This window comes from Streptomyces sp. NPDC043176, assembly GCF_056436715.1.
The window spans coordinates 276,543-292,205 of sequence record NZ_JBWKCA010000007.1 but is presented as its reverse complement, the minus strand read 5'-3'; the positions used below and the strand labels follow the sequence as shown (position 1 = coordinate 292,205).

The 15,663-nt window shown below is 70.1% G+C and carries 12 protein-coding genes; 7 read left to right on the top strand and 5 right to left on the bottom strand.

Going from position 1 to position 15,663, the window contains the following annotated elements; all coding sequences use genetic code 11:
* Nucleotides 1-95: 95 nt before the first annotated feature.
* The 4 genes from AC067A_RS14745 to AC067A_RS14730 all read right to left on the bottom strand — a co-directional run bounded on the left by AC067A_RS14745 (nucleotide 96) and on the right by AC067A_RS14730 (nucleotide 5,296).
* Nucleotides 96-1,034 carry a peptidoglycan-binding domain-containing protein gene (locus tag AC067A_RS14745; RefSeq protein ID WP_478619432.1) on the bottom strand — a complete coding sequence of 313 codons (939 nt, stop codon included), beginning with the start codon at nucleotides 1,032-1,034 and terminating at the stop codon, nucleotides 96-98.
* Between the two features lie 10 nt (nucleotides 1,035-1,044).
* The gene (locus AC067A_RS14740) at nucleotides 1,045-2,799 is read right to left on the bottom strand and encodes a glycoside hydrolase domain-containing protein (protein WP_478619430.1); all 1,755 of its coding nucleotides are present in this window, start codon (nucleotides 2,797-2,799) and stop codon (nucleotides 1,045-1,047) included.
* Between the two features lie 190 nt (nucleotides 2,800-2,989).
* Nucleotides 2,990-3,724: a D-Ala-D-Ala carboxypeptidase family metallohydrolase gene (locus tag AC067A_RS14735; protein ID WP_478619429.1), complete on the bottom strand. Its 735-nt coding sequence runs from the start codon at nucleotides 3,722-3,724 to the stop codon at nucleotides 2,990-2,992.
* A gap of 645 nt (nucleotides 3,725-4,369) precedes the next feature.
* Nucleotides 4,370-5,296 (bottom strand): serine hydrolase, encoded by a 927-nt coding sequence (locus tag AC067A_RS14730; protein ID WP_478619427.1) that lies wholly within the window; start codon nucleotides 5,294-5,296, stop codon nucleotides 4,370-4,372.
* A gap of 472 nt (nucleotides 5,297-5,768) precedes the next feature.
* Here AC067A_RS14730 and AC067A_RS14725 point away from each other — a divergent pair, with 472 nt between their 5' ends.
* From AC067A_RS14725 to AC067A_RS14695, 7 genes are all read left to right on the top strand, one after another.
* Entirely contained in the window at nucleotides 5,769-6,122 is a 354-nt protein-coding gene (locus AC067A_RS14725) for a hypothetical protein (protein WP_478619424.1), read from the top strand.
* Between the two features lie 714 nt (nucleotides 6,123-6,836).
* Nucleotides 6,837-7,442 carry a hypothetical protein gene (locus AC067A_RS14720; protein ID WP_478619421.1) on the top strand — a complete coding sequence of 202 codons (606 nt, stop codon included), beginning with the start codon at nucleotides 6,837-6,839 and terminating at the stop codon, nucleotides 7,440-7,442.
* A 429-nt stretch (nucleotides 7,443-7,871) separates the two neighbouring features.
* On the top strand, nucleotides 7,872-9,053 hold the full coding sequence (locus AC067A_RS14715; protein ID WP_478619418.1) for a PP2C family protein-serine/threonine phosphatase: 1,182 nt from the start codon (nucleotides 7,872-7,874) through the stop codon (nucleotides 9,051-9,053).
* 116 nt (nucleotides 9,054-9,169) lie between these two features.
* Nucleotides 9,170-9,721: a hypothetical protein gene (locus tag AC067A_RS14710; protein WP_478619417.1), complete on the top strand. Its 552-nt coding sequence runs from the start codon at nucleotides 9,170-9,172 to the stop codon at nucleotides 9,719-9,721.
* A gap of 123 nt (nucleotides 9,722-9,844) precedes the next feature.
* Entirely contained in the window at nucleotides 9,845-10,303 is a 459-nt protein-coding gene (locus AC067A_RS14705; protein WP_478619416.1) for a hypothetical protein, read from the top strand.
* Between the two features lie 1,131 nt (nucleotides 10,304-11,434).
* A complete protein-coding gene (locus AC067A_RS14700; protein WP_478619413.1) occupies nucleotides 11,435-13,468 on the top strand; it encodes an RICIN domain-containing protein in 2,034 nt (677 codons plus the stop codon).
* 201 nt (nucleotides 13,469-13,669) lie between these two features.
* Complete coding sequence (locus AC067A_RS14695; RefSeq protein WP_478619410.1) at nucleotides 13,670-14,350, top strand: hypothetical protein; 681 nt, start codon at nucleotides 13,670-13,672, stop codon at nucleotides 14,348-14,350.
* 326 nt (nucleotides 14,351-14,676) lie between these two features.
* On the opposite strand, the gene AC067A_RS14690 is transcribed toward AC067A_RS14695, so the two are convergent.
* Nucleotides 14,677-15,555, bottom strand: coding sequence for an NAD(P)-dependent oxidoreductase (locus AC067A_RS14690; protein WP_478619407.1), 879 nt, complete (start codon nucleotides 15,553-15,555; stop codon nucleotides 14,677-14,679).
* Nucleotides 15,556-15,663: the final 108 nt, after the last annotated feature.

Sequence of the window (15,663 nt, the reverse complement as noted above, 5' to 3'; positions counted from 1 at the left end):
GAGCCGCCGACGCCAACGAAAGCCCGCCCGAGGCCGGCGGCGCGTGGCTCACAGGCGTCGGGCAGGCAGGTGATCCGCCTCAGGAGGGGCGTAGGTCAGCGGTACCGGATGTGGAGGTGGTTGTCGTGGTTCGGGTAGCTCGTGGTGAGCCCTTCGGAGATGAGCTGTGGGTCGTTGAAGTAGATCAGCGCGACATGGCCGGGGGCCTTGGCCCGGATCTCCTGCACGAGCCGGCGGGTGGCCGCGCGGTCGTAGGTGCCCGACTGCCAGGTGATGCGTCCCGCGGTGCACTGGGCGGAGTCGGTTCGGATCGGCCACACGTCGATGTCCAGCCCGACCTCGTGACTGGCGTGGCCGGGGATGTCCCCGCCGTGCTCGAAGCCGGCGTCGCCGACGGGCAGCCTGCCGTTTCCGGTGGCGGCGAACGCGGCGGCGGCCGCCTCCAGCTGGCCGACGGCGCCGGCCGTCGCCCAGTGGGCGCCGGCGTTGCCGTCGGGGCTCTGGGCGCACATCGTGCCGGTGCCGAAGTCGATGTTCTCGTAATGCCAGAGCAGGTTCTTCCACGTGACCGGTCCGACGACGCCGTCCGCGCCGAGGCCGGCGTGGGACTGGAAGGTCCGGACGGAGGTGTCGGTGCCGGGTCCGAAGGCGCCGTCGACGGCGAGGGCGGCACCTCGCTTGGCGTTGAGCAGCGACTGGACGGCCTTCACCGCCGGCCCGTTGTCGCCCTGGCGTACGGTCAGGGCGAGCGCGCTCCAGGTGGCGGGGCCGACGATGCCGTCCGCGGTAAGCCCTTTGGACTGCTGGAAGCCGACCACGGCGCTGCGCGTGCCCGAACCGAAGTCACCGTCGACCGGGACGGGGCGGCCGTGCGCGGCCAGCAGGTGCTGCAACGCGACGATGTCGGAGCCCCGGTTGCCGTCGCTCACCAGGGGAAACGCGGCCTGGGAGAAGGCCTGCGCGGGGACACTCAGCCCGATCAGCAGTCCTGCCAGCGCGGCGAACAGCATCGTGATGCGTACGAGTCGTCTCACGGTTTCTTCCTCACTTTCCGGACTGGAGGGCGGCCCAGGTGCCCGCACCGACGATGCCGTCGACTGTCAGCCCGCGTGAGGACTGGTAGTCGCGTACGGCCTGATCGGTCCCCGGACCGAAGGCACCGTCGATGGCCACCGTCCGGTTGAGCGCGGCGGTCAGGGCGCGCTGGAGCCGGGTGACGGCCTCGCCCGTCGCGCCGTTCTGGACGACGGGGGTGGAGCCGCGGGACAGCAGGGCGGTCCAGGTCTTCGCACCGATCACGCCGTCCGCGGTGAGACCCCTGCTGGTCTGGAAGTTCCGTGCGGCGGTGGTCGTCGAGGGGCCGAAGATCCCGTCCGGGGTGCCCGGGTCGTAGCCCGCGGCCTTCAGCAGGCACTGGGCCGCCTTGACCTGGCCGCCGGTCGAGCCGCTCTGGACGGTCGGGTACGAGGTGAAGTCGAGGCTCGCACCCGTGCAGGTGGGCGTGGACGGGGTGCCGGTGCCCACGTCGAGGTAGTCGCGGTCGATGTTGATCGTGTAGCCGCCGTAGGACTCGGTGACCTCACCCGCGTACTGGTGGATCCGCTGGTGCCCGGACCAGTAGGTGGAGGGCACGTAGGAACCGGTGTTGGTGTCGGCGGCGCCGTTCCACCAGGCGTAGAAGATGTGGTCGACCCGCGTGTAGGCGCTGTTGGCGTACTCGCCGGCCGCGTCCTTGATGCCGGACGCGGCACTGGAGTAGAAGCCCGACAGATAGCCGCCGCTGTGCAGCCGCTCGGTCCAGCCGGACAGGTACGACAGCACGGCCGCCTTGCAGGAGGCCGTGGAGGTGTAGGCCTCGATGTCGCTGTAGATGGCGCTGCCCGCGGGGATGCCCAGGTTCGCCGCGGCGCTGATGGCGGTGGCGGCCGCGGTGACGCCCTGGGACTTGGCCGTGGCGGGGTCGGCGGACATCTTCAGCGAGTAGCCGGTGCACGGGGCCTGGCGGCCGACGTCGATGGGGATCAGCCGCCAGCCCTTGCCGGTCTGGTTGGTCACCCAGCTCGCGGTCAGGTTCGGCTGGGCGCAGCCGCGGAAGGAGCCGCTGATGTAGACGCCGACGGCACCGTACGGCGAGTTGGACCGCCAGGCGTCCATGGCGGCCTGGGAGGGTGCGGCGCAAGCGTCGAAGCCCTTGCCCAGGTAGCTGCCGGGTTGCGGCCCGGCAGCGGCCAGCGGGGTGGCGTCGGACCGCTGCCGCGCGGGGGGCAGCTCGGTGCGCTGGGCGCCCTTGGTGATCGCGGCCGAGCCGAGTACGCCGCGCACCAGGCTCTCGGTCGTCGCTGTGTGGACGGCGGTGACGAGAACGCCGGCGTCCTCGACCGCGATCTGGATGGTGCCGTCGCCGGACACGGCCGTCGGCGCGCCGGCCTCGCCGCGCCGGGTCCGCGCGGTCGCCGCCGTCGCCCGGTCGGCGGAGCGCGCGGTGAGGGGCTCCACCATCACGCCCGCCGTACGGCCGACGACGTGTGCGGGGCAGTCGCTCTGCTCGGCGGGCTCGCCCAGGTAGACGGCGGGTCTGTCGAACCGAAGACAGGCGCGCGGGTTCTCGGCCAGATCGACGACCCGCCAGTCGGCGGGCACTTCGATGCGGTAACCGTGGTAGGTGACGGTCTGCCGGCCGGAATCGGGCGATGAGGCGGCCACCGCGGCCGGGCCGGGGAGGGCGAACGCACCGACGCCGGCCAGGGCCGCCAGCGTGGCCGTCGCGGCGCGGGTACGCCAGGGGACGCGGGACGACATCAGGGCACTCCTACTCGGAATACGGGGCAGGGGAAGGGAGCGCGGCGCGGCCACAGGTCTGCTCCGTGCCGGGTTTCGCTGTGGTTGCCGTCCGCGGCCGGTTCGGTGGGCCACACTGAGGGCCGTGCGGGTCCTCCCCGGACCGGGACCGGCTCGGGGAGGTGGGCTGATGGTCCGCCGAACTCGCTTCTCAGATGCCGCAGCTGGGCGCGGACCAGGAGCGGCTGGTGCGTCCGTCCACGTGGGTGTGGTCGTCGTGGCCGGGATAGCCGGGGCCGAAGATGCCGCCGAAGCCGTGGTAGCGGGCCTGCTGGGCGAGCCTGCAGAACGACGGGCTGCCGACCAGGTCGGCGGCGTCACCGTACAGGTGCCGGCTGTTCGAGGCTCCGCCCACCGCGCTGTTGCAGGCGTACGAGCGGAATCCGCTGCTCACGGTGATCGGCACGTCGCCCAGGGCGTGCCGCATGGCCTCCAGCTTCCACATCGTGCGCAGGGCGTTGGATTTGGCCGTCGCCGCACTGACCGCGCCACCGGACCAGTCGGAGTTGCACTTGTTCAGCTCGGCGTAGGTGAAGTGGACGGGCGTGCAGTCCGGGTCCTGCAGGGCGTAGATCTTGCTGAACGTCTGGGGGCCCGCGACGCCGTCCGCGGGCAGCCCGTACGCCTGCTGGAAGCGGGTCACCGCGGCCTTCGTGGCCGGTCCGAAGTCGCCGTCGACGGCCATGACCTCGCCGTACGCCGCATGCCCTGCCACCCTGATCTGCAGCTGCGTCACGTCGGCGCCCGACATGCCCGCGGACAGGGTGCGGCTCCAGCTGTAGCACTCGTCGGCCTGGGCCGGTCCGGCCGTGGCCAGCAGGCCACCGACCGCTGAAGCCATGACCATGACAATCGAGAGAATGAGTTGGATCGTACGACGTGCCATCGCATCTCCGTCCTGATTCCTGATTTCTGATTACCCGCCACGAGGGCTGGGCGGGTGTGGCGCCCGACAGCTGAGGCGAGTGTGGCGTCCGCTATCGGGTCGTGTCCACACCATCACCATCTGCCACAGGGCTAGACCTTCGGCAGGAGACACACCAGGGGGCGCCGCTCGTCGCGGGACATGGCGCGATGCCGTACCGGGCGCCGAGGCGAGCGGCTGCGCCGGGCGGGATCCGGGGTGGCGGGGGCGGGCCGGCCGGCCGGCCGGAGCAACCACCATGGCCGCCGCGCTCAGGAGCACGCTCGGGGTATTCCTTCGCAGGACTGACCCAACCAAGCCAATCCTGCCAATCCTGCCAACTCAGCCCGCCCGGCCCACCCGGCCCACCCGGCCCACCCGGCCCACCCGGCGAGGAGTTTGCCTGCACGGGGGGCGACAGCGATCACCCCGCCGTGCGTCGGCAGCCGCACCGCCCGAGCCGGCCGTCAGACCTCAGCGCGCGTATCCACGAGGCGCCAGGCGCACATGGGCCTGCTTCGGCACATGGGCCTGCTTAGGTACCTGTGCCTGCTTGAGAGGGGCCCCGCCCTCCGCGACTCCCTGCCTACCGTGGAGCCGCGGCATGGAACGAGGCCGGATCTCTGCTCAGCCCTGGGGCACCGCGATGTATGCCTCACTCGGCGTGGTGGTCGGCCTGTAGCGGGTCGCGGCGGTCGCGGTCGGCGGGATCAGGTCCCGGTGAATCACGTTGGCCACGGCCTGGATGGTGTTCACGCCGTAGTTCATCGTGCCGTTGCCGTCGGTGAGCACGGTGATGGTGTAGTCGTGGCCGGCACCCTTGAACGCACCGACGCTGTGGACGCGCCAGCCGCGAGTGGCGCGTTGGAGCCAGCCGTTCTTGACGGCGACGGAGACCGAGGAGGGCGCACCGGCGGGAGTGCCCCACTTCTGCGAGGTGACGACGTTGCCCATGAGCTTGAGGATGTAGGCGCGGGAGGTGTCGCTCAGGACGTTGTTCCTGCCGGTGATCAGCGAGAGCAGTCGCTGCTCGTCGGCGACGTTGATGTGGGTGAGGCCCCAGTAGCCGCCGGACCCCGGCACCGTCCGCGTCATGCCGGCGGCAGTCAGGAAGCCCTTCACCTTGGTGACGCCGAGCTGGTTCCACAGGGAGGTGGTGGCCGCGTTGTCGGACTTGGTGATCATGGCGGTGGCGAGGGTGGACTCGCGAGCGGTCAGATACCGATTGCTCCTCTTCGCGTCCCACAGGAGCGTGGCGAGGACGGTCACCTTCACGACGCTGGCCGAGTCGTAGGCGGTCGTGGCGCGCAGGGTGCAGGTGGTGTTCGTGGTCCGGTCATGCAGGCCGACGGCGACCGTACCGGCGCGCGTGGCGAGGACGGCAGCGATGTCCCTCTGAAGCTTGGCCGCCAGCCCTGCCTTGCCCGACGTGCAGCTGACCTGCGGCGCGGTGGCGGCTGAAGCAGGCGCCGCGCCCGCGACGACGGGCACCAGCAGCCCGGCCGCGGCCACCGCCGGAAGCATGCGGACACGCGAGGATATGTGGTGAGTCATGTGAGTCCCCCGGGAAACGAAACGAACGAACGCGCCTACGGCGCACTCGCCTCATACGACCCTTTGGGCGTGCGGATGGTTGTACGGATCCAGCAAAAATCGAGAGCTCAAGCTCAAGCGCCCCTCGCAAACACCAGGCCGCCGCGAAACAACCCCGAACGCCAACACCAGTACCACCAGCCAGGCCACCCCAATGGGCGTCCGCCCCAGGTCTAGCGGCGGAGCGACGCATCCCGGTCCCTGGCCCGTCGCCGTATGCCGACACGAGGCGTGTCTTCTCCTCCCCGGTGCTCTGTTCGCGAGAAAGGCGGCAGCAGATGACTCACGCGGATAGGAGGCGTTGTTGTTCGAACGGCATCTCGGCAGCACCGTCCCTGGAGCGGGAAGGACAAACCCGGAGGACTCGACCACGGAGCCAGGACAGCCCGGAAGTGCAGCATTTGGCCCCATTCGTGGTGTTGAGGCGTATCTCGTGATTCCCTGGACCGTTGATCACGCCATGAAGCCACGCACCGCACTGGGGGCCATCGCCCTCACGGCCGTACCCCTGTTCCTGACGGCTCCCGCCCAGGCCGTCGCACCCGCCTTTTTGGCGACTCCCGCCCAGGTGGCCGAAGGCGCGGTGGGTCCCGGCCTCAGCGAGCTCGTTGCGATTGCAGAAGGCATCCTGGGGAAGTACGGCATCACGAAGACGCACGCGGACATCGCAAATCTCGACGCCGGGCTCATGACAATCGCTGGGGGCATCCTCGACGTCAACGGGCGGGACAGCATCATCACGGCGCCCGGAAAGCTCCTTTCCCCCTCCCAAGAACATCAAGCTTGACGCCGCGAGCCAGAAGATCCTGCCCAGCGACGTCTACCGCCAACACTGCCCACTGCAGAGACGAATTGGCCTGCGCGCTGACGGCTGGCAGAGACCGCAAGCACCCACAACGGCCGTGGGAGGGAGCGGCCAGCCTCCCGGGGCAGCACTGACGCAAACGCTTCCTCCTCGTGCTCCCCGGGTCCGTGTGGAAAGTACGCGGCGCTTGGGCGGCAGCCCGGATCTCGTTCAGACCGAGATCCACCTGCATGATGGTGGCGGCGCCGTACAGATGGTCGAGCTCGGTGGCGTAGGCGCGGCGGTCGGCGAGCGCGGCGCACCAGAAGCAGTCGGCGGGCCATGGGGTTCGGGCGGCGCTTCCCGGCCGCCTTCGCTGTCGGGGCAGGGCGCGTCCAGGGCGGCCTCCGGCGCCATGAGGCTTCGTCGCCTTCGCCTTCGGGTGGGGCGGTGCTGCAGGCGACGCGGTAGTCCACGGTGGCACCGGATCTGTCGTCATCTACTGGCACGGACGGACGGACCCTCGCCCGCAGCGACACGGTCCTCCGTCTGCGGGCCCCTGACGGACGGCGGGCGGGGCATTGGCGTAGGACTCCCGAGGTGTCTCGTGTCTTGCACGTTTGCCGGTGAGGTGCGGTGGGAGAGTGGGATCCGACGGCGGTCGGCTGGGTCGCGGCCGGACCTCCTCGACGCCCGGACTCGAACAGGAGCTCTTGGTTGCGCTTCTACGCCCAGACACCCGCACGCCGGAACCGTCAGGTGCTTGTGGACCTGATCGCCGTAGCCCTGATCGCCGCTGCCGTGTGGGCGGCCTTCGCCGTCCGCGAGGCGATCATGCTGCTGGCCGAACCAGGGCGCAAGGTGGAGAGTGCCGGCGACAGCCTCGCCGAGGAGCTCGGCAACGCGGGAGAGGCGGCCTCGGATGTGCCGTTCATCGGCGACATCCTGAAGAAGCCGCTCGAGGCCGCGGCCAGCGCGGGCTCTGGCTTCGCCGACGCGGGAGTATCGCTTCAGGAGACGGTCACCGAGGTCGCCAACGTAATCACGGCGGCCCTCATCCTCGTCCCGGTGCTCTTCGTCCTGCTGCTGTGGCTCCCACCGCGTCTGCTCTGGATCCGGCGCAGCAGCACCCTGCGCCGCCTCGCGGAAGCTCCGGGAGGCTCGGACCTGCTCGCGCTGCGCGCTCTCACGGGTCCTCCGGGCGCACTCGCCGGACTCCCGGCCCCGCCGGGCGGATGGGCCGACGCGTGGCGTCAGGGGGACCGGCAAGCCATCACCGACCTCAGCATGATCGCCCTCAACCACGTCGGACTCCGGCCCTGACGCGAAGCTCCCGCGCCTCCGGCTTGGGACTCGGCAGCGGCGGGGGCGTACGGCCGCTCGTCGGGAGGCATACGTCTCGCGGCGAGGGCGTCACGGCCCGATCGGGAGAATACCGACCGGGCCCGAGGCACGCTTCCGGCGCCTCACCACGGACCGCACCGCATTTCCAGGCACTCCGCGCCTGTACCGAGGGGGCGTGCCAAGCACCCGTGCCAAGTGGCATCGTCCATTCCACGTCATCCACGTGGAACCACGACGATGCCTGTTCACCCCGCCCCGTGGGACGGCCCTGGTGGGCGGCCTTCGGTCGCTTCTGGCGGGATCCGGCCGCTGCGTGACCGGGCACGCCACCCGGTCGGCACTCGCGTGGGCAGCTACGCTCAGTATTTGGTGGGACTGTGCCCGGTGCGCCCACGGAAAGGCTTTGCCATGGAGTCGCGCGAGAAGGTGTTGTCGGACCTGGTTGCCGACTCACACACGGTGGCGGGCCGGGAACTGGCCGGGCTCGTGTTCCGGACGGGCCGGCGCATGGGCCTGGACGGCACCTGCATATATGTGACCGACCTGCAGCAGACCAGCCTGGTGGCGCTGCCGCAGCCCGTGGCGGCCGAGGCGCAGATGCTGGACATCGACGGCTCGCTGGCGGGCCTGGCCTACCGCACGGAGCGGACACAGCGTTCGCGGGACGGCGGCACCGTCTGGGTGCCGGTGATCGACGGAATCGAACGCCTGGGCGTGCTGAAGGCCACCGCCCCCGATCTCGACGAGGAACTGATCAGGTGGTGCGAGGCGCTGGCGGATGTCGCCGCCCTGCTGCTGGTGTCGAAGGCGCCGTACAACGACCTGCTGATCGAAGCGGGGCGGCGCCGGAAGATGACCGTGCAGGGCGAGCTGGTGTGGGCGTTCCTGCCTCCCCGCACGATCGGAACGACGCGCGTGACGTCGTCCGCGGTGCTCGAGCCCGCGTACGACATCGGCGGCGACGCCTTCGACCACAACCTCACCCAAGACTCGCTGCACCTGACACTGCTGGACTCGATGGGGCACGACCTCGCGTCCGGCGGAGCGAGCGCCGCCGGCCTCGCCGCCTGCCGGGCCACACGCCGCTCCGGGGGCACCCTCGCTGACATCATCCCGGCGATCGACACCATCCTGAACGAGTGGTTCACCGACCGCCTCATGACCGCGGTCATCGCCAACCTGAACATCCTCGACGGCACGTTCACCTGGGTCAACTGCGCTCACCCGCCGCCGCTCCTGATCCGCGACGGCCAGGTACTGCCGCGCATGCTCGAGCGGGAGCCCGACCTCCCTCTCGGCTGGGCCTTCCACACCGCCTCCCCGCCGACAGTGCACCGGACACGTCTACAGCCCGGCGACCGGGTCCTGCTCCACAGCGACGGCGTCACCGAGGCCCGCTCCGCCCAGGGGGACCTCTTCGGCGAGGAACGACTCGCCGACACCGTGATCCGCGCCATGGCCGCGGGTGCTCCGGCCCCGGAGGCCCTGCGCCGCCTGCTGCAGGAACTCCTGAAACATCAGGACCACCGCCTTCGGGACGACGCCACCATCGTGCTGGCCGAGTGGCACCCCGGCTCCGACAGACCGTGATCTGTGAGACGGAACTTCCGTCCCTCCTGAGTGATCACGGCGTCGGCCCCATGCCGAGGCAATCCCCCAGTTACGCTGATCGGGGCAGCCCACAGTGCGCAAGACCGGGGGAAACCGTGAACCGACCACTGTTGTTCCTCGACGTGGACGGGCCGCTCAATCCTTACGCGGCCAAGCCGGAGAGGCGTCCCGAGGGCTACACCACGCTCAGAGTCCCCCGGAACGACGCCCACGAGGACGACATGGGCCCCTCGTCCCGACGACGCCCCCTACGTGTCTGGCTCAACCCAGAGCACGGGCGAATCCTGCTCCAGCTCGGCTTCGAGCTGTGCTGGGCCACCACATGGATGGACGACGCCAACCGGTGGATCGCACCGGTCCTCGGCCTTCCGAAACTTCCCTTCGTGGACTTCGGCGACGTCCTGCTCCAGGAGCGCCCTGACGGAGTCCACTGGAAGACCGGGCCGCTGGTGGACTACGCAGGCGGCCGTCCTTTCGCCTGGGTGGACGACGAGCAGAGCCAGCTGGACCAGACGTACGTGACCGCCCACCACCAAGGTCCCGGGCTCCTCCACCACGTCAACCCGCGAATCGGCCTACGGCAGAACGACTTCCGCGCACTCGCCGGCTACGCCCGGTCCCTGAACACCTCACGAAACACCGGCTGAGCACCTCACCAGTCTTCAGGCTGCTCCGTACCCGAAGCCAAGATCTTTGCGGGACAGCCCTTGGCACTCCGGCCGTAGACCGTGTTCATGGATGCGGAGGCCGCTCGCCGGTAGCCTGCCCGCGTGGCTGAGACCTGGACCGAAGAGCAGGTGATCGCGGACGGCTTCGAGCGTGTGTACACCGAGTTGAAGTGGTACGACGGACCGCGCGTCGGCCTTGCTGACATTAACGGGGAGCCTCACTACTTCGAGAGTCACGACTACGACCACGACCAGGCCGACGAAACCGATGAGTACCAGGTCTGGCCCGCGAGCCAGGCCGCAGTGAAGCTGGAACGTGAGCAGTGGGCGATTTTCACCAGGTGGAACAAGCGTCTTGAGGCCGGCGAGGTCGGACCGGAAGACCATCCGGGCCACGGCGGGATCGACGCCCGTTATGACGAGCTGGAGCTGCTGCTGGCGCCACACCGCCAGGCACCGGACGACGCGCGGCGGCTTGCGGGCGAGATGCGGTTCGTGGCCGGCGCTCGCTACCGGGTAGAGGGGCTTGACTACTGGTTTCGGTGGCGTCCGAGCACGTGAGGCCGCCGTTGATCATCAGGCGTTGTGTGGACAACCGACGATCACGCGGCGGCCTCGGCTTGGAAAGTACCTCTAATTCGGGCTGGAGTTCGGGGCACGATGGCATAGACCGCGGGCTCCAGGGCGAGAAGTGGCGGGGTGAAGGGGAGGAAGACAGAGCAGGTGGGGCGGAGTCGGACTCTGTTCCGATGTCCGGCTGCCGGCCGTCAGGGTGTCGGCAGGTCGGGCCGAGATAGCGTCCACACACTTTTCGACAATGGCCGTCGCGGTTCGATACCCGTTCCCGGTGTGGGCCTGGCGATTGGCCGGTGCCGCCCCGTACATCCCGGGACTCCCACCGAACTGACGGACGCAGGGCTCCGCATGACCAGCGACGGCCGGCAGCCGGTTCTCCCGCACGGGCCACAGCTCAGCGACCTCGCCACTGCGTCGCCTCTACCCGGAAAGCGAGGAGACCGCAGAGGTCTCGTTCGCGCCACTGCGCTCCTCGGACGTGGAGGCCGGACAGTTCGCGTACGGGGTGCGCGTCGACCCGCGGGAGAACGCCAGCGCCCGCCTGGGCTCCTCCTCCCACTCAGACTCCGACACTCCCGGATCCGGCAGTCCCGCCATGTTCCCCCTCGCAGCGGCAAGCCTCAGCCTTCGGCACACACATCGTCGGTATCAACCCAGCACGTTGCACCTGGCCTTGCGGGGATGGGCGTCCGCTTCGGCGGTCTGCGGGCCGGGCGGGCCGTCAGGGGCGCTTACGGGTGGTGATCGAGGGGATTCGCGACGTGAGAAATTAGATGAATCCTTCACTGAATTCATGTCAATAAGTGTCGGTGTTTATTTCGATTACATAACAGGATCACCGGAAAGGCCTGGACCAAGACTCCGCGACGCGCGTAACTATGCTTATTTTAAAGGCAATTGAGTGTTCATCAGATACGGTGGCGTAGGTAACGGAATGGATTCTTTGAACACTCTCCCCTTTGTCCGAATTCTTCACCGGGAGGTTCTGACAGGCTTCCGCGCACCCAGTCTTCTGACCAAAGAGTTGAGGTGTGCATGTCTAGACATAGGAAGCCGAAGGAGAGTCAGGCACGCGGGGCGCGGCCTCGCAGACCCTTCATAGGTGTCACCGCCGCGATGGCCATCGCGGCGGTGGTGGCAGGGGGGATCGTCTACGAGGTGGGGCGCCCGGAGGCGGGCGGGACGCCGCTCGCCCGGATCGAGACCCCCGTGACCGACATCGTCGTCCCCGCCGCCGCGCCGGCCAGGGCCGAGGAGCCCGAGCCGATCCGGAAGAAGCCGACGAACGAGCCGGCTCGGGGCATGGTGTACGACGGGCTCAAGGTGGCGCCCGAGGGAGACCGCTGTGCGGGCGTCTACGCGACCGGCACCGGTTTGTGCACCCACGGGCCCGACGCGCCGCCCAAGGGCGTGGACATCAAGAAGGACACGCCGCCGGCGGTCAAGGCCGTGGCGCCCGCGGCCGATCCCTCCGAGCCGGCCGCGCCGCAGCCCGCGCCCCGTAAGAGCCAGGGGCCTTCGCAGGACACGCCCGCCGTCGACGCTCAGGCCCCCCGTACGGCGGCTGCTGACCCGTCGTCGGGTCCCTCCGCGGCCGCCGCTCCGGCCGCCACCGGGGGCACCACGACCGCGGCCGCAGGGCCCGCCGGGCAGACCGTCCAGTGCGACGGCGACGGCAGCACCGGCAACCGGGTCCAGGTCGTGTACGTCCACGGCCCGGGACGGGACCGGTACTCCGAGTACCTCGCCTCCTTCCGCAAGTGGGCTGCCGACGCCGACCTCATCTACTCGGCCAGTGCCGAGGAGACCGGCGGCGTCCGCCACATCCGGTACGTGACGGCCGCGGACTGCACGCCCACCGTCCTCAACATCGAACTCACCGACTCCGCACTGGCCGAGTTCAGCGCCACCAACCGCGCGCTCGCCGCCAAGGGCCTCGACCGGCGCGACCGCAAGTACATGATCTTCGCCGAAGCGCAGGTGTACTGCGGCATCGGCACCTTCGCCGGGGACGAGCGGCCGGGCCAGTCCAACCAGAGCAACTTCGGCCCCTCGTACGGGCGTACCGACAGCGGCTGCTGGGGCGGGCACACCGCGGCCCACGAACTCGGCCACAACCTGGGCGCGGTCAACAACAGCGCGCCCAACACCAGCCGGGGTGCGCACTGTACGGACGAGTGGGACGTGATGTGCTACTCCGACAGCCCGTACTACCCACAGATGCGCAACGTCTGCACCAACCGGGCCTCCGAGAACATCCTCGACTGCAACCACGACGACTACTTCCACACCAGCCCGCGGCCCGGCAGCTATCTCGCCACGCACTGGAACATCGCCGACAACCAGTTCCTCATGCGCAACAAGGGCGGCGGCACCGGGCCGGACCCGAACCCCACGCCCAGCCCGACACCCACCCCCTCCCCCACGCCCACACCCACGCCGACCGGGCCGCGGCCCGGCAGCGGACCGGACGTGACGGTCGGCCAGATCCAGTCGGACTCCGTCGTGGTGAGCTGGCCCCAGGTCAGCGGAGCGTCCTGGTACCAGGTACTCCTCGACGGCAGGCACCTGACCTGGGTCCAGGGCACCGCGCTGCGGATCTACAACCTGCGGCCGGGCACCTCGCACACCGTCGCCGTCTCCGTCCGCGACGGCCAGGGCCGTGACAGCGGACCGGGCAGGGTGACGAGCTTCCGTACCGCAGGGGCCGGCGGCACCACCACCCCCGGCACCCGCTATCTGCTCTCCAACGGCAGCACCGGGCTGAGCGCCCAGCTGTGGGGCGGCCGCAGCGCCGACGGCACGGTCCTGGTCGCCGCTCAGAGCAACGGCTACGAGCAGCAGCAGTGGTACTTCGACGACGCGGGCAGTGGTCTCGTACGCATCCGGTCAGCGGCCTCCGCCAAGTGCCTGCAGCCCGGCGGCACGCCCGCCCCCGGCATGTGGGTGGCCCAGCAGCCCTGTGCCGCCGGCTCCCCGGCCCAACAGTGGCGGATGACGGTCGTCAACGGCGCGGTCACGCTCACCGACCGCAGCGGTTCCTACGCCCTGACCGTCAGCAACCGTCCGTACTACGGGTCCTGGCTGCTCGACCTTCAGCGCGTGGACGGACGGTCGGCGCAGATCTGGACGGCCCGCCGGGCCGGCTGAGCCGACCCGCAGACCGCATCCCCGTCGCACCTCGGGCGGGCCGCCGATCGGCGGCCCGCCCTCGCGAGCCCCGCCCTCGTGAGCCCCACTCCTCACGAGCCCCACTCTTCGCCAGCCCCACTCCTCGCGAGCCCCACTCCTCGCCAGCAACACTCCTCGTGAGCCCAGGCCTTCACCCCACCGCCGGACCGGAGCACCGTCATGCACACCGCCACCCGACCCGCACTCGTCCTCACAGCAGCGCTCGTCCTCGGACCGACCATCGGCCTCGCCCTGCCGCAGCCCGCCGCCGCACACGGCGACAACCTGGAAGTGGTCATCACCGGTCACCGGGACGGCCACGTCCTGACCACAGTGACCTGGGAGAACGACGGCGACGCCGTCGACGAGCAGGTCGCCGCACTGGTCAGTGCCGTCAGCGCGGACGGCAGCCGTACGGCCGGTCCCTGGAAACTCGTCCGCGGCGCCCGCCCCACCGACTGGACCACCACCGAAGCCCTGCCGGCCGGCGACTGGAAGGTCACCGTCGCAGCCGGCCAGCCCGCGCTGGGGCACGCCGAGCGGCAGTTGACCGTTGCCGCCGTCGCTCCGTCGACCGGCGCCTCCTTGACCGGTGCCCCGCCGACCAGCGCCCCGTCGAACGATGCCTCGTCGATTTCGGGCGGGACCGCGGCTACGCCCTCTCACACGCTGCCGGGGGCGCAGGAGACCTCACCGGCTCCGGATGCTTCCCGGTCCTCCTCGGCGTCGCACCCCGCAGCCGAAGACCAGGACGACCAGACCTGGGATCCCTGGCTGCCCGCGGTCGGGCTCGTGGTCGCCTCGCTCGTCGGAGCGGTCGCCGGGATCTGGATACGACGCAGGCGGGAAGGGCCGCGCTGACGGCGGCCGGGGCCGTCGCACCGGGCTCGATGTGTCCGCCCTGCGCCACATCCCGGGCCGCCCCTCAGGCTGATCCCCTCGGTCACGCCGCACACCGGGCAGTCCCGCCGGGCGGAACCGCTCCTCCCGGGCCGACCGCGGCATCAGTCCGGCCAGTTCACGCGTACGGCCGGAGCACTGGTGCTGCGAGATGGCGGGGCGTTGGAGACGGGGATGAGGTGGATGTGGTGGGAACGATCGGCTTCCGGTCGACGTACCGACCCCAACGCCCCCGCTCCCGCCCTCCGCGCCTGACAGGGCTGCGGCTCAAACCTCGTCCTTTCCAGTCACGCAGTGGGATGCTTGATACTTTCGATGATCCGGGCGAATCCCTCCGCGCCGCGGCCCGCATCCACCTGGCGCTGGACCAGCCGCTGGACCATGGCGATCGGCTCGGGGCTCACTCCCTGCTCGGTGCTCGCCTCGATGAACAGGTCGAGGTTGGAGAACTCCAGGCTCTGCTGCCCCGCAACCGTGTAGTCCCCGCCGTCGATGACCTCGGCGTACCCGGCGAGCTCGCCGGTCATCGCGGTCAGCCACGGCGCGGCCATCTCCGCGAACCGCGCCGCGGACACGCCGGCCGGCGCGAGCATGGCCGCGCCGTGCATGAACCCCGCGAACATCACGTACATCGACGACAGCAGCGCGAAGTCGTACAACGATGCCAGGCCCGCGTCCTCGCCGTAGTAGGTGCTGGTCGCCCACAGGTCGAGCAGCGCCGTGTGCCGGCGGAAAGCCTCTTGCGAACCGCTGTACAGGATCGAGGCCCCCGGCTGCCCGATCATGGACGGCACCGCCATGATGCCGCCGTCGAGACAGGTGATCCCGGCTTCGGCGGCCCAGGCGGCCGACTGCCTCGCCTGCTCGGGCTTGGTAGTGGTCAGGTTGACCAGAGTCCGCCCGGCCAGGTCGCCGACGAGCGGGTCGAGCACCTCGTGCACCGAGTCGTGGTCGAAGAGGCAGGCGATCACGAGCCGGCTCGCCCGGACCGCCTCGGCGGCCGATGCCGCTTCCGTCGCCCCGCGCGCGACGAGCACGTCGGCCTTGCCCGCCGAGCGGTTCCACACCGTGGTCCGAAGCCCGGCCTTCACCAAGGTCTCGGCGAGGGCGCCGCCCATCGCACCGAGCCCGAGGACGCTCACGTGGGTGTCGTGGTTCTCCGTCATGCCAATGCTCCATCGAGTCGCTCGTCGAACTTCGCTGATGACTCAATGCTCAACACCGACAGTAGAGTTGACCAGTACGGACTATTCAGTGCGGTACTCACCCGGAGG

What these genes read in the sequence shown, in the direction of transcription:
- AC067A_RS14735 (WP_478619429.1), bottom strand. Translation starts at nt 3,724, where the DNA reads ATGGCACGTCGTACGATCCAACTCATTCTCTCGATTGTCATGGTCATG.
- AC067A_RS14715 (WP_478619418.1), top strand. Translation starts at nt 7,872, where the DNA reads ATGGAGTCGCGCGAGAAGGTGTTGTCGGACCTGGTTGCCGACTCACAC.
- AC067A_RS14690 (WP_478619407.1), bottom strand. Translation starts at nt 15,555, where the DNA reads ATGACGGAGAACCACGACACCCACGTGAGCGTCCTCGGGCTCGGTGCG.
- AC067A_RS14730 (WP_478619427.1), bottom strand. Translation starts at nt 5,296, where the DNA reads ATGACTCACCACATATCCTCGCGTGTCCGCATGCTTCCGGCGGTGGCC.
- AC067A_RS14695 (WP_478619410.1), top strand. Translation starts at nt 13,670, where the DNA reads ATGCACACCGCCACCCGACCCGCACTCGTCCTCACAGCAGCGCTCGTC.
- AC067A_RS14700 (WP_478619413.1), top strand. Translation starts at nt 11,435, where the DNA reads ATGGCCATCGCGGCGGTGGTGGCAGGGGGGATCGTCTACGAGGTGGGG.
- AC067A_RS14740 (WP_478619430.1), bottom strand. Translation starts at nt 2,799, where the DNA reads ATGTCGTCCCGCGTCCCCTGGCGTACCCGCGCCGCGACGGCCACGCTG.